The sequence below is a fragment of the Alteromonas sp. G5_S2_22_S1 genome (genome assembly GCF_054968525.1).
Map to the genome: position 1 here is coordinate 1 of NZ_JBQKUJ010000026.1, position 22,675 is coordinate 22,675.

The window sequence follows — 22,675 nt, forward strand, 5'->3', positions numbered from 1 at the left end:
GTTTGCATTTTAATCAAATGACCATATACTGTATAAATATCAGTATGGTTTATTTTGACTCTTATTGTGGTGTGTCGGCGTCGGCACCTTTTTGGAGATGATTATGCAAACAGGCATCAAAGCGGTCGATCAACTTATTACAAAGCACGGCATATTAGCTGACTTAGGTTCAGATACGTTTCAGCGCCGTAGTCGTTTAACTGGCGGTGATGAGCGAGCTAATACACTGCCGTTCTGCATGTATCAAAAAATCGTAAATGCGCCCTTGTCTCACCAGTTCACGGTACATCACTTTTATATGCCAGGAAATAAAGGAAAGCTTGCTAGCTTTTTGTTTGATGAGAAAGGGCAATTGATAGAGCAGGTTTACTATCAAAAAGTGGCGCGCTGGGTAAAGGTGTGCCGAAAGCTACAGCAGCTTGTGCAAACGCCTACTTCAGATATTCATATGGCGGCGTAGAATGGCATAAAAAAAGCGGTAGCTGTATGGCAGCCTACCGCTTTATTATTTCTAGTACGTTTAACTAAGAACGTATTTATAACTTAGTAAAAGCTTTTTCTAAATTCTATACCGAATACGCGTGGGCTGTTATCGATAGCCGTTAAGTTATTGAAATCTATAGCACCACGGAGGTTCTCTTCGTCAGTAATGTTTCTCCCGAATAAAGCTACCGTGTATTCATGGTCGAAATTCTCGTAGCCTAAACGAAGACCACCTTCAAACTGACTGTCTGTTTTGAACTCAACAGCGTCGTATAGGAAGATGTTCGTTTCACCTTGCCAAGCCCAATCAGTAAAGGCAAAGAACTCACCTGAATCACCCATAGGAATTGAATATCTGGCGGTGAATACAAATGTTTGCTCTGGCGCTTGAGGGAACGGGTTACCATCTACAACAGCAAAACCATCAACAAGTTCATCGGTAACAGTACACTGTCCTGACCCACATGGTGCAACCAGCAAGTTCGGATCATCAATCTCAGTGTCGTTGAAGCTATAACCCGCGGTTAGCATAAGGCTATCAGTTGCTAGCCATTTTACGTCAATTTCAAATCCTTGACCGGTTCCATTTTCCGCATTGAGTAGCTGATTTGAATTATCAGCGCCGCCAATTGCAGAAAACTGCATGTCGTCAACCGTATAGTAGTAAACAGCGCCGTTTACGCGGAGGGTGTCATCAAGCAAGTCAGCTTTAAAGCCAACTTCAAATGAGTCCATGACTTCTGATTCAGCAACGGACGGAGCAAGGAAGAAGGCTACATCACGCCCCTGGATTGTTGGGCCTCTGAAACCATGTGCATAACGCGCATAAACGCTCACGTTATCGTCAATCTTATAATTAGCACTTAAATCGCCGCTTATACGCTGATCATCAACTTTAATCGGATCGAACGGTACCGGCGCAGAGTTATTGGCGTTAGTTAGCTCTTTTTCATCGTCTGTGTAACGAATACCTGCAGTGATAGTTAGCTTTTCGCTAGCTTTATAATCAGCCTGACCAAAAACAGCCCACAGCGAGCTTTCGTGAGTCACTGTTGTTGGTGCAACGAAGCCTGGGTCAGTAGTAACATCAAATTCTGAACTAAATAAGTAGATACCTGTTTGCCAAGACAGTGCAGAACTAGTATCACTTGCCAAGCGTACTTCTTGAGTTACTTGTTCGAGATTATCGAGAAGATCAGTCGTGTCCGAAGAGAATGGAATAAAACCCGGATATGAACGAACAGCATCTTCTACGCCGTCAAAGTCAATATCACTCATATATTCTGCGAACGTAAAGCCATTCGGAACATCTGGAACTGGTTGATCTGCCAGGGTTATGGCACCACCATCGATATCACCGCGGCTTGAGCCGTCAGCCTGTTCGTAAGATGTAATTGAAGTAAGGGTCATTCCATTGTTTAGGAAAAAGTCCAGCGTTAGCGCAGCCCCTTCGTTTGTATATTTTTGTCTGTTACCTGCGCCACCATCATAATACACGCGGTCTCTATCATAGTTGGCATTGAAATCATTCGAACCAGTCGTTAGAGCATTAGCACGGAAAATAGTAGATGTTCCGTCTAGGTCTCTTCCGTGTACAGATAAAAGCGCAGTCATATCAAGGCTTGTTGGCTCCCATAAAAGTTGGCCTCTCCAAGCCAGCTCTTTATATTCGCCCATCGCATCAGATTCATCTGTAAATCCGTTATCAATCCAGTCACCTCGGTTTTGAGATAGTACCGAGAAGCGACCAGAAAGTTCGTCAGTCAAACCTCCGCTAATTGCTGCTTCTGCGTTGAATGTACCAAGGTTACCTACACTAACTTCAGTAAAAGCTTCGAAATCTTGAGTAGGCTTATTCGTATCAAATTTTACGATACCAGCTGTGGTATTTCGTCCGAATAAGGTGCCCTGAGGGCCACGTAGTACTTCAACTTGAGAAACGTCGAAAAGTGGGAAGCTTTTTAGGACAACGTTTTCTTTAACAACGCCGTCCATCATGATTGCAACAGGCTGAGATGCTGCTAAATCGAAATCCGTATTACCTAGGCCACGAATATAGAAGCGCGGTGCCACACGACCGTTAGATGATTCAGCGTACAAACCCGGTACACGTGTAGCAAGTTCAAGAATGTCACCACCGCCAGAGAAAAGGCTTTCGAACTGCTCTCCGCTTAGCGTGGAGATTGAAATTGGTACTTCTTGAATTGATTGTGTACGCTTTTGCGCAGTAACGGTAATCTGTTCAAGTGAGGCTTCTTTTTTTTCTGTCGTTGCGGCCTCTTGTGCAAGAACTGAAGAGCTGAACGCTGCACTAACTGCTAACGCTAGCGTGGCGATTTTATGTGTTCTCATGTTTCCACCAAGATGATTTTAAAATTATACTTTTGTAGTGTTTTTAGCACAAAAATTAACAATCTATGCTTGGCGTTGCATTTTACACAAAGTTTGCAATAAAAACTTCAAATTTGTGCAACTTTACAAATTTTTGCCCCCTTAATGCATAATATTAGTAGCAGTGAATATATCGATGAATATTTATTGCACTGAGGTAAAGCAATGAGAGACAACTATGGTTTTTATTAGTGCACAGTTATCAGGCCATAAACACAGCCTGTATTAGCTGCGGTTAAATTTTATGCGGTATTGTGACGGAGAGAGCCCCGTCGTCTTCTTAAACAAGCGAGTGAAGGAACTTAAATCTTCGTAACCTACAGCGTTTATTAAGTTTTCTAGCGGCATAGTAGATGTTTCTAACAGTTTGCGAGCTTGTTCAATACGTAGTGCTTGTAAGTACTGACCAGGTGTAATATCACAGGCGTTTTTGAATCGGCGGATCATTGTGCGCTCAGTCATATTGTGTTTCTTGGCTAATTCTGCAAGCGTGGTTTTGCTGCGCACGTTTTTCTCTAAATACGACTGAATTTCCATGATGTCTTTGTCAGCATGAAGCCGGCGCTGCCTGCTGCTCGCGTAAATCGTTTGGCTTGTTCTAGACACATCTAGCACATGTGATTTAGCGATATCACTTGCAATTTGGTGCCCGCAGTAACGTTCAATTAATTGCGTGGATAAGTCTATCCATGCCATCCCACCCCCTGCACAATAAACCGCATTGTCTTCCGTTACCATTTTGTCTGGCTGTAAATTAACGTCCGGGTACATAGATTTGAACTTGTCAGCGTAGCCCCAATGAGTAGTTGCGGTTTTGTTCGTTAAAAGACCTGTCTGGGCGAGTAAAAATGTTCCTGTGCAGTTCGCCGCAATGTCGGCGCCTACTTTTTGCAAACGTTTTATATGTACGAGTAGAGGCTGTGTATCTCTCAGTACTTCGTCGATATTCCCGCCAATAGTGGGAATAAGAAGGATATCGGTGTGTGATACATCCTCAATGGCGATGTTGGGTTGTAACATGATTTGGTTCGAACACATAAAAGGCTGGCCGTGGTGGCTTGCCAACTGCACCCTAAACTGTGGAGAAGGGGAAAGTTTGTGAATACGCTGCCAACTGATGCCAGCAAAAGCGAAGACATCAAGCGCGCCAGTGATGGCTGAGGCAAGGGCTTGGTCGAAGCCTAATACGGTAACAGTGAACCTGGTGCTATTCATAAAAGTAATTAGAGTTATTTTAAAAAATAAGGCTGAGTTATTGTTGGCGGCATTAACCATTATTGTGTCATTATTGACAATAATGGCATGATAACGAATATGACACAATGTGTTAACAAGTATTCGTGAAGGACAAAACACCATGGCCGATCAACTCATTCCTCGCCGTGAAATGCAATTCCAACTTTATGAGGTATTAAATACCGCATCGCTCTGCGAAAAATCACGCTTTGAAGAACATAACGTAGAAACATTCAACGCTGTTATTGATATGGCTGAGAAAATGGCTGAAGAGCTATTTCTTCCTCACAATGCGGTGGCTGATAAAAATGAGCCTACGTTTGATGGTTCAAAGGTTTCGATGATCGATGAGGTTAAAGTCGCGTTTGATACGTACCGTGAATCTGGTTTCATTGCCGGGCACTTTGATTTTGAAGACGGCGGCATGCAGCTACCCGTTACGGTAATGAATGCCTGTGCGGGTTACTTTTTAGCGGCTAACCCATCATCTACAGCTTATCCGTTTCTAACCGCAGCGGCTGCAAACGTCATTAAGCATTTTGCTTCTAGCGATATCAAAAATGCGTTCCTGCCAAAGATGCTTACAGGTGACTTCACAGGAACCATGGCATTGACAGAGCCTCACGCGGGTTCTTCACTTGCTGATATCCGCACTTCAGCCAAACCGCAAGATGACGGTACTTACCGCATCAAAGGTAGCAAGATTTATATTTCAGGCGGTGAGCATGAGCTATCTGACAATATCGTGCATTTGGTGCTGGCGAAGATACCAGGTGGTCCTGCAGGCGTGAAAGGTATTTCACTTTTCGCTGTACCTAAATACCGTTTAGATGCAGACGGAAATCCAGATGTGCGCAATGATGTTACCCTTGCGGGCCTTATTCACAAAATGGGCTACCGCGGTACTACATCTACGGCACTTACGTTTGGCGAAAACGGTGATTGCCACGGCTATCTTATTGGCGAGCCTCATCAAGGTTTGCGTTATATGTTCATGATGATGAACGAAGCGCGTATTGGCGTGGGCTACGGTGCTGCCATGATAGGGTATCGCGGGTACCGCTATTCATTGGAATACGCAAAAGATCGCACCCAAGGCCGTGCTGCTCCTAACTTAGCGCCAGAAGATGACCCGTCACCTATTATCAATCATGGCGACGTGCGCCGAATGTTACTCGCGCAAAAAGCCTACTGTGAAGGTGGTATGTCGCTTTGCCTGTATGGCAGCATGCTGATAGACAAAATGGAAACCGAGACGGATAGTGAAAAGCGTACCGAGCTTTCCCAGCTGTTAGACCTATTAACGCCGGTGTTTAAAGCCTGGCCATCAGAGTTTGGTCCTAAAGCGAATGACTTAGCTATTCAGATTTTGGGGGGCGCGGGTTATACCCGTGAATACCCTGTTGAGCAATGCTGGCGTGACAACCGCTTAAACCCCATTCACGAGGGGACTAATGGTATTCAAGCACTTGACCTGCTTGGTCGAAAATTGTGGCAACACGACGGTAAGGGGCTAGAGGCGTTGCTTTCTCGTGTAACCGGCGACATGAAGCGTGCAGAAACGCCACGTGCACAGACACTTGCCGCTAAGCTAAAGCCTTACCTAGACAAGCTAGGGGCACTTATTCAACAAGCTGCCACCGATTTGCGTTCAGACAAACAACCGGTATTGCTTACTAACGCAAGCTGCTTTTTAAATATATTCTCAAGTTGTGTAGTGAGCTGGATTTGGCTGCGCCAAGCGAATGTTGCCGAACAAGCACTCGCGAAAAGGGCAGACGAACAAGACGTTGACTTCTACGAAGGCAAGTTAGCAGCCGCCGAGTATTTTTTAAATTGGGAACTGCCGCTGGTTAGTCGCGACATCGAAGTACTCACGTCACAAGACGCCACATGTAATAACGTTAAAGCGAGCTATTTCTAAATTGAGATAAGCCTTAAAAGGGAATGATGCTATAGCATCAGGCGGCAAGCATTACATTCATGCTTGTTCAGCCAATCATTGAATTGAAGTACATTTTTTGGAGTTCATTATATGAACGTAGCTGCAAATGTTGAAGGTAAACATATTCTTATCACCGGTGGTGGCTCTGGTATAGGGGCTGCTTCTGCCCAGGTTTTAAGTGCTCGTGGGGCCTTAGTGGGTATTGCCGATTTAAATGAAGACAACGCGAAATCGTTGGCAAGCGAAATTGAACAGGCTGGTGGTAAGGCGTACGCCGTAGCGGTAGATGTTACTGAACCTAGCCAGGTTAAGGCCATGTTCGATACGGCGTTATCTCGCACCGATAAAATAGACGTGATCATCAATAATGCGGGTATCGATCATTTTCCATCACCGCTCACCGAAGTCGATGACGCTATGTTTATGAAAAATATTCAGGTGAATTTAGCGGGGGTATGGTACTGCATGAAAAATGCGTTGAAGCATATGACAGCAACAGGTGGTGGACACATCATTAATATCGCTTCCGTTGCTGGGCTTCGCTCTGCGCCTATGATCAGCGCGTACAGTGCATCAAAACACGGTGTCATTGGGTTAACCAAATCAGCGGCAGTAGAATATGCGCGTGCCAATATTCGCATTAACGCTGTTTGCCCCAGTTTTGTAGATACCCCTATGGTGCAGGGTGTGCTGTCAAAACTCGATGAGCGTGGTCAAAAAGGTCTGATTGGCGCAAACCCGATGAAGCGGCTTGGTAAGCCAGAAGAAATTGCAAATGCGATTGCCTGGTTGTGTAGCGATGAATCATCGTTTATGACGGGCCAGTCGGTTGTATTGGATGGGGGCATGCTGGCATAAGCTTCACTATGGCGCTATCACTAAGCGTAGGGGCGATATAAAAGGTTATGTACCTTATCTATATAAGCCTTAAAAACGATTACGAAACTATGCAAGAAGAGTATAAATCACAATCTGCATAGTTTGCTCGAAAACAGCAAGAGAAGGAATATTTAATGAAAGACTTGTTCGATTTAACAGGAAAAGTGGCACTAGTTACTGGCGCTAGTCGCGGTATTGGTGAATCTATTGCGCGTTTACTTGCTCAGTACGGCGCGCACGTGATTGTATCTAGCCGTAAAATAGACGGTTGTGAGGCGGTTGCTTCTTCAATTCGCGATGCGGGCGGCAAAGCAACGGCATTGGCTTGTCACGTGGGTGAGATGGAGCAAATTACCGAAGCGTTTGATGCGATTAAACGAGATTTCGGTAAATTGGACATTCTTGTGAATAACGCTGCGGCAAATCCGTACTTTGGTCATATTCTGGATACCGACCTTGGTGCCTACAATAAAACAGTAGATGTAAATATTCGCGGCTACTTCTTCATGTCGATTGAAGCGGGTAAAATGATGAAAGAGCAGGGCGGTGGCGTCATACTCAATACCGCTTCAGTAAATGGTGTAACACCGGGCGATATGCAGGGTATTTATTCAATCACCAAAGCTGCGGTTATCAGCATGACTAAGTCGTTTGCAAAAGAGTGCGGTAGCCTAAATATTCGAGTGAATGCCTTATTACCTGGTTTAACTGACACCAAATTTGCATCTGCGCTTACTACCAATGAACAAATACTTAAGCATGCGCTTAAAGTAATTCCGCTGGGCCGCGTAGCCGATCCAGATGAAATGGCGGGCACGGTGTTGTATTTAGTATCAGATGCATCAAGCTATACCACGGGCACGACAGTGGTTGTAGATGGTGGTATGCTAGCGTAAATAGAGATAATTACGAGATACGACCATGCATATATGGGTTGACGCCGATGCGTGCCCTGCAGTGATCAAAGATATACTTTTTAAGGCAGCTAGGCGTACCAAGCTGCCTTTATCTTTGGTGGCTAACCATTCTATGTCTGTTCCACCAGACAAGCACATAACCCTTACACAGGTGCCTTCTGGCTTCGATGCAGCTGACGATTACATTGTAGAGAAGTGCGAGGCGGGGGATTTAGTCATCACCAACGACATTCCTTTAGCTGCTGATGTACTAGGGAAAAATGCGCTTGCGTTAAACAACCGTGGTGAGGAATACGACAAGTCGTCAATTAAGCAAATACTGGGTATGCGAGACTTCATGGACACCATGCGTTCAAGTGGCGAACACACTGGCGGTCCAAAGGCGTTCTCCCAGCGCGACAAGCAAAACTTCGCCAATGCGCTAGACCGCCTCCTAACCCAAGGCCTCCGCACCCTCAAATAAAATAATGGGGTCAGAGTACTTTTACATTGACAAAAATGTACTCTGACTCCATTTGGTTTTAGTAATTATTTTACGATGGTCATTTCTTCGATCAGGTTTGTTGCACCGTCAACGTACTCCATTACCCATAGCATGTAGCGCGTGTCTACATGAATGGTGCGGGTTGTTTTCGGATCAAAGTCCCAATCTGAGTTAACGCTTTCAAACGTACCGTCGAACAACAAACCGATTAGTTCTGCTTTTGCATTAAGCGTTGCAGAGCCTGAGTTACCGCCTGTAGAATCTAAGTCCGTTAGGAAGTTTACCGGTACGCTATTGATGTCTTCAAGTTTGTACGGACCGTACTGCTTGTCTTTAATAAGCTCAAGCTGCTTTTTCGGTGAATCAAACGGTGTTTCGCCGGTATCTTTTTCAGTAATGCCTTCAAGACGGGTAAAGGGTTCGTAAATGAGGCCATCTTTTGGCGAACCGCCCATCACGTTACCGTAAGTTACTCGAAGCGTGCTGTTTGCATCTGGGTAAGCGAGGCTGCCCAAAGATTTTTGCCATTCGATAATCGCGCTCATGTATTTAGGGCGAAGTGCAGCAGCTTTACCGCTAAGCGTTTTACTTTTATCTTCAATAGCCATTTCAGTATCGAATAATGCAACTGCTAGTTTGATGAATGGGTCGTTGCTCTTCTCAAACGCTTCGCGGCTTGCGGTTAACCACTTCAAACGCTCTTCAGTATTGTTCAGTGACGTGTTGTCATAAAACGCTTTTAACTTATTATGAAGCGTTTTGCTGTCAGTACTACCGTCAATGCCTACTGCTTTATCGAAAGCCGCAACACGGTTTTCTTCAGGCTGCTCTAGGTACATGCTGATCATTTTTTGCCACACAGCTTGATCTACCACAGCGTCGAAGCGGCGCTCTATGCGCTCTGCGCTTTCTTTAAGACGAATTTGATCGCGCTCTTGATACCCACGTTCACGCTCTGCATCTGGCTTTTCCCTTTCAATTGCGTTGCGATATAAGGTTTGCGCGGATGACAACAGTTGTGCACGACCTAGGTTGTTGTACCAGAAGTTTTGCTTGTTCATCTGCATTTGTTCTGCGCTAACCGCATCAAGATCGGCCAGGGCTTGTTTTAGTTCACTCTTACCATTTTTATCAAGCCATGCTGCCAGTTGCTCTTCACGCTCGGCGCGGCGAGGAACAAGCCCAACACGCTTAGCGCCAGAAAGCTGACCTAACGTGTTTTTATGAAAGTTATTCAAGCCTGCAAGTGTTGCTTCATATTTAATACGAGCATCGCTACCTTCTTCTGACGAGGTTTCAATGGTTTTAATCCATTCGTCTACCAGTTCAAGGTAGGTAGGGTATAACCAGTCAAACATGTACGAAACTTGCGACAAACGCGCATAGCGATTCGTTGAGCCAGGGTAACCCGCCGCCATTACAAAGTCGCCGTCTTCAAGGCCCGCTGCCGAAACTTTAAGGAAGTGATCAGGTTCAAACGGCACGTTGTCTTCACTGTAATCAGCGGGTTTACCGTCTTTACCTACGTAAGCGCGATAGAAAGAGAAATCACCGGTGTGGCGAGGCCACATCCAGTTATCTACATCGCCGCCGTATTTACCGATAGAATCAGCGGGCGCATAAGCAATACGCACGTCACGGATTTCCATTTGCTTAATAAGCTTGTATTCAAGGCCTTGGAAGAATGACGGAACAGAGCAGCGAAAGCCTGCTTCTGACTCACATTCTGCAATTAGCGCTTTACGGTTTGCCTCGATAAGGTCGTAGCGCTCGCGCCCTTGAACGTCATCATTGATACCGCCAACAACTTTGTCGGTTACGTCAGAAAAATCCACCGTAACAAACATGCGAGTGCCTGGTGCTGCTGGCAGTTCGTCACCAATTTCTTTTGCTAAGAAGCCATCTTTTAAGTAGTTGTTTTCTGGTGTGCTGTTGTATTGCACTGAACCGCGGGCACAGTGGTGATTGGTTACCGCTAAGCCTTTGTCAGACACAAACGATGCTGAACAACCACCAAGCGACACAATAGCGCCCATTGGAAACGCGGTTAAGTCGTTAATACTACTTGCAGGAATTTCCAAACCGGTTTCTTTTAAATCGCCAGCAATTGAAGGGAGTTGCTCTGGCGTGAACATGCCTTCCTTAGCACCTACCTGCATTGCCGTGCCGAGCAACGCGGCAGAAATACAAAATACACTTACTTTTGACATGGGTGTTCCTTGTTCTTGTCGTTAATCTAATTGTTATAAACCAAACTTAATACATACCAAGTTAACGTATACGTCAACATTGTTATAGTGTAACGATTATTTCCTGTTCGCCCTATGAAAAAGCACCGGGCGTGCAACACAAATTTGTTAGCAAGTGTAACGAGACGTCGTTTAAAGCGTTTATAAGCCTTTCGTCGCAGGGGAGTGAGGAGAAGAGACAAAACAAAAAAGGCAGAGTTTAAACTCTGCCTTCTGAATTTTTAAAAACGTTGGCTAACGCTTAAAGCACTGATACCAACGCTTTCGCTAGTGTTTCAACGTTTTCTTGGTTGATGCCTGCAATGTTTACGCGGCTAGAATCAACAAAGTACACGCTGTGCTTTTCACGCACTTCGCGCACTTGCTCAGGTGTAATACACAAGAACGAGAACATACCTTTTTGATCGTTCACAAAGCTAAAGTCTTTCGGTGAACCATTGTCGTGAAGGTTTTGAACAAGCATGGCTCGTAGAGACTTCATGCGGTCGCGCATTTCGTTCACTTCAGATACCCATTCGTTGTTCAGTGCTTCGTCAGCAAGAATGATGTCTACCAATGCACCACCGTAGCTTGGTGGCATAGAGTAGATGCCACGTGCGATTGACTGAATTTGACCCTGCGCAATTTTACGGGTTGCTGAGTCTTCAGTAATGATGGCCGCTAATCCAACGCGCTCGCGGTAAAGACCGAAGTTTTTAGAGCAAGAGGCCGCTACAATTACTTCTGGAAGATTTTCGACCAACAAACGCATGCCGTAGGCGTCTTCGTCTAAACCTTCACCAAAACCAAGGTAAGCCACATCAATAAATGGTAAGAACTCACGCTCTTTCGCGACTTCGAGTACTTCATCCCATTGTGCATTAGTAAGATCTGCACCTGTTGGGTTGTGACAGCAACCGTGAAGAAGAACGATATCGCCTTTTTCAGTTTTGCGAAGAGTTTCCATCATAGCGTCGAAACGAATGCTTGCAGACGCTTTATCGAAGTACGGATAGGTTTCAATTTTAAGGCCAGCAGAGCCAATAAGTGGAATATGGTTAGCCCATGTAGGGTCGCTTACCCATACCTTGCCATTTTCATTACAACGAACTAGCAGTTCTGAAAGAATACGCAGCGCACCACAACCACCAGGCGCTTGAACCGCCGCAACGCGGTCTGCAAGAAGTACTGGACTATTCTTACCTAAAAGCAAAGACAACATGCCATCAATAAAACCTTGATTACCCTGAGGCGTGATATAGGTTTTGCTGGTTTCGGTGTCTAAAAGCACTTGTTGTGCTTTAGCAACACTTGAAAGAATAGGGGTATTACCTTGCTCATCTTTATATACGCCAACACCTAAATCGATTTTATTTGGGTTGGTGTCTTCACGAAAAGCAGCTGACAGGCCAAGAATTGGATCTGGGGCGAGATGGGGTAATACTTCAAACACGATATGTCCTCACGTTACGTTGGTGTGCAAAAGTTAGCAGGCAGGCATTATGCCACCGATGGTAGAAAAAACGACCCCTAAAGGTTGAAAATATTTCAATTATTCGGCTAAGGAAAACGTAAACGAAAGTTTCATTTCAGAAATACCCTAAATTGAAAAAGAAAAGGCACGGGTTTCTAGCACCTCGCCCTTATCTGAGAAACGACGCTCTTTCCATGAAATAGTATTGTTTTTATCGACTAATAGTAGCGTAGAGGTGCGAGTGCCATATTTTTCAGTTTGAATAAAAATGGAGGATAACGCCTTTTCCCATTCGTAGCCTATGCCAGTGTCGGGTAGCTGCGCGTCGTTAGCTTTGTTGTCACAACGCAAAATATCAAATAAGTCGTCATCAATAATGCTGCTCTTATTCGCAACATAATCGTTCAATGCGGTAACGCCTTGGGTCACTTTTGGCCAAGGTGTAGCAATATCAGCGTTAGACAAACCATACACGCCGGTATCGATTGGATGGGTCGAATTGTTTACATTGTTGTAAACCTGAAGCGCCTTTACATTACCAAATAACAAATTATAGCCATTGTATTGATGGCGCGTATTTTCCAGCGTCTTTAAATATTGTGATTGAGCACAGTGCGTTGCGTCAACCTGGTCTTGCTTCAACCAGTTAGCGACTAATTCGCCGCGAGACACCGCATTTTTATTTATGCTATTGGGGGCTCTTACATTGGTAAGCGCTGCCATGGTGCCATTACGTGTAACGCCCATCCAGGTGCCGTTAGCCTCTAAATCCTGCCCTGCAAGTAAGTGTGGGTAGCTATTCCAAAAATGTGAAGGGGAAGTAGGCCGCGCGTAAAACTCATCCCTATTGGCCGCAATAATAAGCGGGTAATCGTCTCGCATTTTATTAGCGATAAAAAGAATACACATGCTCTTCCTTAAATATGTCTGATTTCAAGCAAATAACAAATACCGTTAACAATTGCGTTACATTAGCATATTGATTACCCTTCGCTTAGAAGTAGTAATGAGAATAATAATGACAGAATTTACGAAAAGTAGCATAGAAGGACGTGCAATAGGAAAGGTAAATGTAGGAGAAAATATTCCTCGAAAATGGCCTAATTGGCTTTCACAATTTGCTGCGTGGCTTCTTACGAAAAGGGGCTGGAAAGTTGAAGGTGAGTTAATCAATCAAAACAAGGCGATTTTGGCAGTGGCACCGCATACGTCTAACTGGGACTTCTTTATTGGCCTGTGCGTAGTGTTTTCTTTTAAGCTTAATATTAACTTCTTCGGAAAACATACCATTTTCAGAGGTCCGCTTGGCGCAGTGGTAAGAAGGCTGGGCGGTATTCCTATTGAAAGAAGCAAAGCCCACGGCGTGGTTACCACTATAGCTCATCAAATTGCGCAAGCAGACCATATTGTTCTAGCGCTTGCACCAGAAGGGACTAGAAGCCCTGTATATCCATGGAAAACAGGGTTTATGCATATTGCGAAGCAAGCCAATATTCCCATTCAAGTTATTGGGCTAGATTATGCGGAAAAGACTATCGTTTTAGGGCCAATTATTCAGAATGTGACTAATATAGATGAACAAATGCAAACTATTTATACGTTTTATGATAATGTTTGCGCAAAATATCCTAAAAACTGCATTACAAAGCCATAGCTGTTTCGTAAGAAGCAGTGAGTACTGTTTAAGTAACGTACTAGGCTAAGTCGCAATCATCTATTTTCGGAGCTTCACCCGTGACAAAATTGGGATTCACAACCCGTCAGGTTCATGCTGATCGCATGCTAAATACACCAGAACATGGTGGTGTCCATAGCAGTACATCTAATTCAGTGCTTTTCGAGTTTAAAGATGCTCAGGGCATCATAGACGCCTTTCAAGGAAAACGTGCTGCTCACGTCTATTCTCGCTCATCTTCACCGTCAGTTGCTGCGCTTCAAAACATGCTTTGTGAACTTGAAGGTGGCGTAGGTGCGCTATGCTATGCAACGGGAATGGCTGCTATAAGCAGCACCTTGTTTGCGTTGCTTAAGTCAGGCGATCATTTAATAGTAAGCCAGTACTTGTTTGGAAATACCCGCAGTTTTTTTGAGACCATCAAAGACTTTGGTGTGCAAGTAACCTACACAGACGTTACTGATATTCAGCAAGTAAAAGAAGCGTACCAGCCGAACACAAAGGGCGTATACTCAGAAACCGTGGCGAACCCGGTAACCCAAGTGGCTGACCTTCACGCTATCGGTCAGTTTTGTGAAGAAAAGCACGTGCTGTTTATGGTTGATAACACCATGACCCCGCCACCAGTTTTCTACGCAAAAGACGTTAAGGCATCACTGGTGTTTTGCTCATTAACCAAATACATTGCAGGTCACGGTAATGTGTTAGGTGGAGCAGTGGTTGACACTGGCAACTTCGACTGGACAAAGTTTGACAACCTCAAGCCTGCTTATCAGGTGGCAGATACTGCACAGTGGGGTATTACCCAGATCAAAAAGAAAGGCTTGCGCGATTTAGGTGCTACATTGGCACCGCAATCAGCTACGGCCATCGCTCTTGGCATGGAAACCCTTGATTTGCGCTTAACTCGCAGCCAGCACAATGCCATGGAACTCGCTACGTTTTTAGATAACCATCCAAAAGTGTCTAAGGTATTTTATCCTGGTCTTGCCGATCATCCTCAGCATTTCATGGCGCGCGAGTATCTAAACGGTGGCTACGGTGCGATATTGAGCTTTGATTTGATTGAAGGCGCTAACCCTGTGGCGTTTTTAAACGAGATGGAGCTGGTAATCTGCGCCACCCACTTAGGCGATAATCGCACCCTCGCACTACCTGTTGCACCTACTATTTATTTCGAGAACACGGCAGAAGAACGTGAGCTTATGGGTATTTCCGATACCATGTTACGTATTTCAGTAGGTATTGAAGACACTCAGGATCTGATTGCGGATTTTGAAGCAGCGCTAAACACGATTTAGACAATGTTTTGCTGAGTTAAAGTACAGAAGAAGGGGCTTTCGCCCCTTTTTTATTTTGTACTAATTGCGTTCAATATAATTAAAGCAATACGTTTGACTGGCCTCTGTCTAATCAAAACCTAGGGTAATTTGACCGCGAATTTCACCGCTTGGGAATGCATCTGAGTGGAAGTTTGTGTAAAGACCTCCGTCAGCCATAACACCCATTTGCTCAGCGGTTAGCGTTGTATTAGCTGGCACCGACCACATACCATCTGTACCGTCAGTAAGCCCCAGTAATACACCACCGTTTACACCCGCTTCACCTTCGTGGATGTGCGCCATGTTGGCCGTCATACCTGTAATGGTTACGCTACCAGATAGTGCACCTGTGGATGTGTTCAGCGTGAATGCACCCGCACCGCTTGCTGTTGTAGTAACGGCCGGAACTTCTTGTAAGCCATCGGCAATGATGCCGTACACTTCGATATTGTCAGGCGTGATCTGGCCCCGAATTTCACCGCCAGTGAATGCCGCAGTGTGTACATTCACATAGTGACCTCCTGAAAGTAATTGCGTAGCTGTAGCTTCATCAAGCATTACGCTTCCATCCGTCATCCAAACGCCAGCTGTTTCGTCACTTTCTACCAACGCTTCTAGCACAGGACCATTTACTCCAGCAAAGCCAGTGTGAATGTGTGCCATGGTTGCATTATCGATAGTGGTAACCGCCACAAGAGAAACATTATTGTTGGTCGTATCGAATAGAGCATAGCCAGAACCCATTGCCATAGTATCTACCGCTGGTACTTCCTGACTGCCGCTTAGCGAGAATGTCACTACCGCTGTAGTGTCAGGAACAATTTGGCCACGCACTTCGCCACTTGGATTAGCTGTGGTATGAACGTTTAGATACCACTCACCGCTAGTCAGCGCATCTAGGTTACTCGGTGAAATGGTAGTTTCAGCTAAAACATAGGTACCATTTCCAGCATCGGTCAGTGGGAAAGCAACAGGGCCGTTCATACCAATGCCCCCATCGTGAACGTGAACGCCAGTAACTTCGGTTAAACCGGAAACATCTACACTTACGCTAAATGCAGGTAGATCCTCGTCAATCTCAACGACTGCCGTTGCAGTAGACATGGTATCAACAGCAGGTACCTCTTGCGCTCCACTTAAACTAACGTTGTAAGTCATATCAGCATTAAACGCTGGTGGGGGTGGTGCTAGACCATCAAGTAACGCTAACTGCGGTAAATCACCTTCCATCGCGCCATCAAGTGCGATTGCCGTGTATATCTCACCGTTTACTAGTGATAGTACACCCGTTTCGATAGCAGCGGTTTTTGTGCCGGTGGGTGTTACAGTTACCACGTAGTCGCCTTCAGCTAAGCTAACGTAACCTGTTTCAACAAGCTCGCCTGTATCATAGGCTATATCTGCAAAGGCGGGGTCAATGGCATCAATTTCGCCATCCGCTGTCACATAAATATCAACGTTCCCAGCAGAGGGTGCAGCATGAATAATTCGCACTTTTGCTTCAGTTGCAACAGAACGTGGCATATCAAGCAGTACGTCTAACTCTGGCGCTGCTAGAGTATTATTTGCGATAGCGGTATACGACATGCCGACTTCTAGCGATAATTCTGCATCGTCAATTGCCACAACACTACTATCGCTATCCGCTACTACATCAATTAAATAATCGCCGGCAGCAACAGAAAGATAATCGGTTGTACGAGGGAATTGGATGCCGTCTACCAACACAATTTCATTATTAGCAATTACATCAACCGCTGGCGCGTCGCTGATACCATGGACCACGCGAATCGCTGCACCCGCTTCTGTGTCCCATATTTTAAAGCTGCCATCACCATCTGCTGCAAGCAGCGTAACGGGTGATTCCACCGTACCTACATTGTTAGTAGCTGCGATAAGCAAGTCTGCACCATCGGCGAGATTAACCGTGCCTGAATCGTACACCACCGTGGTTTCACCTGCTGGTGTAATACGAATTTGGTAATCTCCTGCTGGAACCTGAATCAAGTCTGTAGAATCAGTAAATTCAGCAGTGACAAGTGGTTGTTCCGCAGTGATGTCTGTATCGGGGGCAGTAACATAAATGTCGACCGTCGGTGCCATAGATGCTGCATGTACAATCTGAACTTGCGCATTACCGGCTTCAACGGCTGTTTCGGTGCTTGTTACCGTGAGAAGCGAAAGCGATTCATCTGCTACATTACCAACAGCAAAGATGTCGTAATTCATGTCTGCTTCTAGCGTTACATTGGCTTGTAAAACTTCAGCGTTTTCACCTGGAAGAATGCCGGTTACACCAATGTCGTAGGTACCCGTTTCCACTCTAAAACGGGAAGAAGCGACTTGGTAGTCTACATTTTCAAGGCTGTTTAATATGGCATCATTTGCGGTAACGTTAACCATGGGGGCATCCGATGCGGCGTGAACAACCCTAACATTGGCAAATTCTGGAGTGGGCTCTTGAACCACATCGTCGTCGTCATCTGAGCAACCGAATAAAAACAGTGGTAGTATTGAACAAGCAAGGAGTGCTTTGGTCCTTCTCATATTTCGTATCCTCTTAATTGTGTTGTGGCAAACTCGATTACGCAAAGCGAAATAGAGAAGATCAACCTCCTTGCAACATTAACGCAATGTAATGTTTTCATATTGTTTACATGTCTAGGCTTTGTTCTATAAAATAGAACAAAGCCTCCTTAATTTTAATATTTTCATCCAAGCTGGTTGGCCTAATATATGAGTCCTTTCGAGATAACAGATATTGGAGGTCTGCATGAAGACAGTACTAGCGATTTTTTCTAGCCTTAACGGTACAGAGGGCAACTCATCTAAACTCGCCAACGAGTATCTATTAAAAATTGAGAACGACGATAGCGTGCGCATCAACCGCGTGGATGTTGCTTCACTGGCGCTGCCGCATTTAACTGGCGAAGAAATGCAGGCGTGGATGACGGATGCATCTGAAAGGAACGAGTCTCAACATGCATTGGCAAAAATTTCTGACAATATTGTTGAAGCAGTGAAAGCGGCGGACGAAATTGTACTTGCAGTACCTATGTATAACTTTGGCATTCCTTCTAGCCTTAAGGCCTACTTCGACCGTATCGCAAGGGCTGGTATTACTTTTAAATATACAGAGACAGGCCCTGTAGGCTTGTTAGAGAATAAATCAGCCACGGTTTTTGCAGCCCGTGGTGGTGTTTACGCTGGTTCAGACTTTGATACACAAACACCATATTTAAAACATTTTTTAAATTTCATCGGGATCAGCGATGTAAATTTCGTTTATGCTGAAGGACTTAACATGGGTGAAGAGCAAGCGAATAGCGCTTTTGCCGATGCGAATGAAAAAATTATTGAACTAACGAAGGGCTAAACACACTAAATTAATGCAGTTAGCTAAAACGTAGGAAGTATGTTTTCAGCTAAAAGTGTGTTCCAAGTTGAGTGTGCTTGATTGCCCCGCGTATTACGCGGGGCTTTTTTATGGGCGATATATTATTCGGTTTTGTTACCCACTCTGTTTACGCAGTGAATAAACTAACGACTATTCGCTTTTAAGCAAGGCTTCTATATCTGCAATAAACGCTGCATCTGTGGGCTTAGTTGAACTAGGGTAGTGGATAATTTGTTTCCCTGAACTATCAATAAGGTACTTGTTGAAATTCCAAGATGGGGCTTTGCCTGTCGCGTTTTTAAGCATACGGTACATAGGGTCGGCATCGTCACCTTTAACAGAAATCGGCTCAAACATCGGGAACTTAACGCCATAGGTTAGTTCACACAATTCAGCAGTTTTACCTTCGTCGCTATCTTCTTGATTAAAATCGTGAGAAGGAAAACCCAACACGGCAAAATCTTTGTCTTTGTAGTTGCGGTAAAGTGCTTCTAAACCTTCAAACTGGGGCGTGTAACCACAATAACTCGCAGTGTTAACGACCAACAAGGTTTTTCCTGCGTACTCGTCACACAAGTTTACGGTTTCTTGAGAATTGAGTTTACGCTTCATAAATTTAAGTACGCTAGGGCACTCGTTCGCGTAGCTCAAAGATGTGAATAAACTAAGTGAAAGTAGGGCAGCCGCATAACCTTTAATCTTCATAGGGTTTTACCTCTCATATCAATGTTTGTTATTTTAGTCGTTGTTATTTGTCCAAACCATTAACGGGATTGGTTTACGTTTGGTTCACTACCACTAACGATGAACGTTAGAGCAATCAAGGTTACTCTGCGTATAATGTTAACGCTTTTTACATAACAACGACTTAAAATAATGAAAAAATATTCTTCTTTAGTCATCGCAGCCAGCGTGGCTTTCGCGCTAGGCGGATGCGCCAGCACAACTAACGATATAGCAGCTAAGGCGGCTTTCCCTTCACTTCCAGCCGCTACGGTACAGCAAACAGTCACCCCTGATGTTGCATCGCAAAGTGACGCGGAAACCGGTGAAATCACGCTTAAACAGATAATGTCAGATCCGCAGTGGATTGGTGCATTGCCGACATCAATGGGCTGGTCGGTAGATGGCGGTAAAATAGTTTTTGAAAGAGAAAAGCAAAACAGCGCATTAAAAGATGTTTATATTGCAGAGCTTTCAAATCCAGCACGTGCGGTTAAAGCGCCTTTATCAGATTTACATAAGTACCGTTTTGACGAACGAGTAGTGCGAGATGATGGGGTTATTGCGTACTCGTTTGAAGATAGTGTGTATGTTCAGTTCACTAACGGTGAAACGGTGCATCTGGCACGAGGAGGGAACGCACTCTCTACGCTTTCGTTTATGACCGATGGTCGGTTGATGGCCCTGAGTGGCAACAAGTTCATAGCTATCGACCTGTCTAATGGCACACGTGAAGAGTTACTAAGTTGGGCGTTTAAAGATGCGCCTGAAGCCGTTGAACCAGCGAAGGACTATATCGCCAAGCAGCAGCAATCGCTGGTGGAATATATAAAACTACAGCGTAAAAATAGACAAGATAAAGATAAGGCCCACAAAGCGCTTGCCAACGAAAACAAGAGCGTAGCGCCAACGCCTTTTTACTTTGACAAGTCTCATAGGCTAGCTGGGATCAGCGTATCTCCTGCGGGAAATTATGCGGTGGTTGCAACAACTGAAAGCAAGCCTAGCCGCGATGATACCGACATCATGCCGCACTACATTCAGGAAGACAGTCGTATTGCTGCTAAGCCAGTACGCCAGCGGGTTGCCGATGCTGAGCCGGTGAATCACGTATTATGGCTTCTCAATTTAAAAACAGGTGAGAAAAACGAACTTAAATACTTCAACTTGCCGGGCTATAACGATGATGTTCTGGCTAATGTAAAAGCGGAAAATGCCGAAGCAAAGGGCGAATCGTATGAAGTGAATCGCTTACCACGGGACATTACGCTGCTACAGAGTTGGTACTGGACCAAGCCTTCAATTCGCTGGCACAAAAACGGAAACGCTGTCGCGGTAATGCTTGAAGCGTGGGACAACAAAGACCGCTGGATAGCCACCATCGATTTGGCGAATAAAACGCTAGAAAACCAACATAGGCTACATGACGATGCATGGATCAACTATCGTTTTAATGCATTTGGTTGGATGAATAATAGCGAGACATTGTACTACCAGTCTGAACATACAGGCTTCTCGCATTTATACATACAAAAGCCTGACGAAGCGCCAATTGCGCTAACAAGTGGGCGCTTTATTGTGGATGACTTAACACTTTCTCATGACGACAACTACATTTACTTTAAAGCGAATATGGAGCACCCAGGGCTTTACGAAGTCTATCGCGCTGACTTAACCGACAACACTATCGATACCATGACCGATTTAAATGGTATGACGGATTACTCGCTTAGTCCTGATGGTAAAAACTTGCTATTGAGTCACAGTAAAGTAAATAAGCCACAAGAGCTTTATATCAAGCCGGCTAATGAAACTTCTGCGGCAAAACAAATTACACAAAGCACTAGCGCCGATTTTAACGCGCTACCATGGGCAGTGCCTAACATCGTTGCTATTGAGTCATCGCATACCGAGGCACCTATTTACGCTAGGGTATATCTACCTGAAAATTACGATAAGTCAGCGCCAAATAAAGCGGTAGTGTTTAACCACGGTGCGGGCTATTTGCAGAACGCCCACATGGGGTGGTCGGGTTACTTCAGGGAATACATGTTCCATAGCATGCTTGTTCAACAAGGCTATGTGGTACTTGATATGGATTATCGCGCCAGTGCTGGTTACGGGCGAGATTGGCGCACGGCTATTTATCGCCAAATGGGGACGCCAGAAGTGCAAGATTTGCGTGACGGTGTTAACTGGCTTGTAGAGAATGCAAATGTAGATCGTGAGCGTATTGGCACATACGGCGGTTCATACGGCGGCTTCTTGACCTTTATGTCTATGTTTACCGCACCAGATCTGTTTGCGGCAGGCGCGGCGCTTCGCCCGGTAACCGACTGGGCGCATTACAATACGCCTTATACAGCAAATATTCTAAATACGCCTGACATCGACCCCATTGCTTATGAGCGCAGCTCACCCATCTATTTCGCAGAGGGGTTAGAAAAACCGCTGCTTATCAATGCGCCTATGGTGGATGATAATGTATTCTTTTTGGATACCGTGCGACTTGTGCAGCGTCTTATAGAGCTTGAAAAAGAAGATTTTGAAACCGCTATTTACCCAGTTGAACCCCACGGCTTTGTACAGCCAAGTTCATGGTTAGACGAATATCGCCGTATCTATAAACTTTTCGAAGAAAACTTATAAACAGCGCTTAACGAGCGATTTCCCCCGTGTTTAAAAGCACGGGGTTTGTTATCGCACAATCAATATAAAAAGGCCCAAATTCAAAAGAGTTCGGGCCTTTTTCTTTTGTGATATTTTTCTTTGTCTGCTTATAGCATGTTATTGAAGTCAGCAGCGCGTATGAATAGCGCTACTATGCAAAACGACCTATATACGCTTTGCCGTAATAAACATCAGCAAAAAGATAGTGATACCCGTAAGGGCTCCGAATAAATGCGCATCGACAGCAACTTTAGCATCAATAAGGTTAGCGACTTGTTCGCTACTACCGTCTATTTGTTCGTATCCCACTTTAATCGCTAACCCAATAAGTAGTAACCAACCCGACTTCATCTTTTCCTTAATATCAACACAAGAGCCCCATGCAAAAATGCCGTGAAGTGCGCCAGAAAGCCCCGCATACCAAATAAGGTCTGGTGAAAAAAAGTAAAGCCCAACACTGGTGCCTAAGCAGCACCACACAAAGACTTTCAAGAACAAACCAACGCGATAATGTTCGCCGTGTAACGCCCACAAAAGTGCTAGACCCGCTATATTTAAAAGCAGGTGGTAGCCATTAGTGTGAACGATGTTGCCACTCACTATTCGCCACGTTTCTAAACCCTGAATGGCGAAGCGGTCGTAAGCTAAATAATTGCCCGATAAGGGTTCAAAGAAAAACGCGATAAGAGAACATAGCGCAATAAGTAAGGGGCCAGCACTATACTTAAGCGAAAACGGCAGTGAATTCATCAGTGTTAGTTATTTTTGAATTTCGAATTTGCTGGCTATGATACAGAAATTGCCCACAGGGTGAAAACTGAAGTACGCCTAAAAATAACGAAGACGACAGT

At 44.9% G+C, this 22,675-nt stretch carries 17 protein-coding genes; 9 read left to right on the forward strand and 8 right to left on the reverse strand.

What is annotated here, in order from left to right:
* The first annotated feature begins 103 nt into the window (after positions 1-103).
* Complete coding sequence (locus ACTRWF_RS18605) at positions 104-460, forward strand: hypothetical protein (RefSeq protein ID WP_015067377.1); 357 nt, start codon at positions 104-106, stop codon at positions 458-460.
* An 83-nt stretch (positions 461-543) separates the two neighbouring features.
* On the opposite strand, the gene ACTRWF_RS18610 is transcribed toward ACTRWF_RS18605, so the two are convergent.
* Complete coding sequence (locus ACTRWF_RS18610) at positions 544-2,835, reverse strand: TonB-dependent receptor domain-containing protein (RefSeq protein WP_462836015.1); 2,292 nt, start codon at positions 2,833-2,835, stop codon at positions 544-546.
* Between the two features lie 264 nt (positions 2,836-3,099).
* A complete protein-coding gene (locus tag ACTRWF_RS18615; protein WP_462836016.1) occupies positions 3,100-4,089 on the reverse strand; it encodes a helix-turn-helix domain-containing protein in 990 nt (329 codons plus the stop codon).
* Between the two features lie 142 nt (positions 4,090-4,231).
* Here ACTRWF_RS18615 and ACTRWF_RS18620 point away from each other — a divergent pair, with 142 nt between their 5' ends.
* From ACTRWF_RS18620 to ACTRWF_RS18635, 4 genes are all read left to right on the forward strand, one after another.
* On the forward strand, positions 4,232-6,034 hold the full coding sequence (locus ACTRWF_RS18620) for an acyl-CoA dehydrogenase C-terminal domain-containing protein (RefSeq protein WP_462836017.1): 1,803 nt from the start codon (positions 4,232-4,234) through the stop codon (positions 6,032-6,034).
* A 111-nt stretch (positions 6,035-6,145) separates the two neighbouring features.
* Positions 6,146-6,913 (forward strand): glucose 1-dehydrogenase, encoded by a 768-nt coding sequence (locus ACTRWF_RS18625; protein WP_462836018.1) that lies wholly within the window; start codon positions 6,146-6,148, stop codon positions 6,911-6,913.
* A 155-nt stretch (positions 6,914-7,068) separates the two neighbouring features.
* Positions 7,069-7,830 carry an SDR family oxidoreductase gene (locus tag ACTRWF_RS18630; RefSeq protein ID WP_012519170.1) on the forward strand — a complete coding sequence of 254 codons (762 nt, stop codon included), beginning with the start codon at positions 7,069-7,071 and terminating at the stop codon, positions 7,828-7,830.
* Between the two features lie 25 nt (positions 7,831-7,855).
* Positions 7,856-8,314, forward strand: coding sequence for a YaiI/YqxD family protein (locus ACTRWF_RS18635; RefSeq protein ID WP_020746074.1), 459 nt, complete (start codon positions 7,856-7,858; stop codon positions 8,312-8,314).
* 65 nt (positions 8,315-8,379) lie between these two features.
* Here ACTRWF_RS18635 and ACTRWF_RS18640 read toward each other — a convergent pair whose 3' ends face one another.
* The 3 genes from ACTRWF_RS18640 to ACTRWF_RS18650 form a co-directional block, all read right to left on the reverse strand.
* Positions 8,380-10,545, reverse strand: coding sequence for a S46 family peptidase (locus ACTRWF_RS18640; protein WP_462836019.1), 2,166 nt, complete (start codon positions 10,543-10,545; stop codon positions 8,380-8,382).
* Positions 10,546-10,825: 280 nt separating this feature from the next.
* Complete coding sequence (locus ACTRWF_RS18645; protein ID WP_020743737.1) at positions 10,826-12,016, reverse strand: amino acid aminotransferase; 1,191 nt, start codon at positions 12,014-12,016, stop codon at positions 10,826-10,828.
* Positions 12,017-12,163: 147 nt separating this feature from the next.
* Positions 12,164-12,946, reverse strand: a complete 783-nt coding sequence (locus ACTRWF_RS18650) for an NRDE family protein (protein ID WP_278383654.1) — start codon at positions 12,944-12,946, stop codon at positions 12,164-12,166.
* Between the two features lie 109 nt (positions 12,947-13,055).
* On the opposite strand from ACTRWF_RS18650, the gene ACTRWF_RS18655 reads away from it, so the two are divergent.
* Both ACTRWF_RS18655 and ACTRWF_RS18660 read left to right on the forward strand, forming a co-directional pair.
* Positions 13,056-13,691 (forward strand): 1-acyl-sn-glycerol-3-phosphate acyltransferase, encoded by a 636-nt coding sequence (locus ACTRWF_RS18655; protein WP_278383653.1) that lies wholly within the window; start codon positions 13,056-13,058, stop codon positions 13,689-13,691.
* Positions 13,692-13,771: 80 nt separating this feature from the next.
* Positions 13,772-15,013 carry a cystathionine gamma-synthase family protein gene (locus ACTRWF_RS18660; protein ID WP_462836020.1) on the forward strand — a complete coding sequence of 414 codons (1,242 nt, stop codon included), beginning with the start codon at positions 13,772-13,774 and terminating at the stop codon, positions 15,011-15,013.
* Between the two features lie 108 nt (positions 15,014-15,121).
* Here the strand turns inward: ACTRWF_RS18660 and ACTRWF_RS18665 are convergent, their stop codons facing one another.
* Positions 15,122-17,581 carry a CHRD domain-containing protein gene (locus ACTRWF_RS18665; protein WP_462836021.1) on the reverse strand — a complete coding sequence of 820 codons (2,460 nt, stop codon included), beginning with the start codon at positions 17,579-17,581 and terminating at the stop codon, positions 15,122-15,124.
* A 226-nt stretch (positions 17,582-17,807) separates the two neighbouring features.
* Here ACTRWF_RS18665 and ACTRWF_RS18670 point away from each other — a divergent pair, with 226 nt between their 5' ends.
* The gene (locus ACTRWF_RS18670) at positions 17,808-18,410 is read left to right on the forward strand and encodes an FMN-dependent NADH-azoreductase (RefSeq protein ID WP_012519162.1); all 603 of its coding nucleotides are present in this window, start codon (positions 17,808-17,810) and stop codon (positions 18,408-18,410) included.
* 171 nt (positions 18,411-18,581) lie between these two features.
* Here ACTRWF_RS18670 and ACTRWF_RS18675 read toward each other — a convergent pair whose 3' ends face one another.
* A complete protein-coding gene (locus ACTRWF_RS18675; protein ID WP_278383649.1) occupies positions 18,582-19,136 on the reverse strand; it encodes a glutathione peroxidase in 555 nt (184 codons plus the stop codon).
* 171 nt (positions 19,137-19,307) lie between these two features.
* Between ACTRWF_RS18675 and ACTRWF_RS18680 the strand changes: the two genes are divergently transcribed.
* Entirely contained in the window at positions 19,308-21,803 is a 2,496-nt protein-coding gene (locus ACTRWF_RS18680) for a prolyl oligopeptidase family serine peptidase (RefSeq protein WP_462836022.1), read from the forward strand.
* A gap of 186 nt (positions 21,804-21,989) precedes the next feature.
* Here the strand turns inward: ACTRWF_RS18680 and rrtA are convergent, their stop codons facing one another.
* Complete coding sequence (rrtA, locus tag ACTRWF_RS18685) at positions 21,990-22,574, reverse strand: rhombosortase (protein WP_462836023.1); 585 nt, start codon at positions 22,572-22,574, stop codon at positions 21,990-21,992.
* Positions 22,575-22,675: the final 101 nt, after the last annotated feature.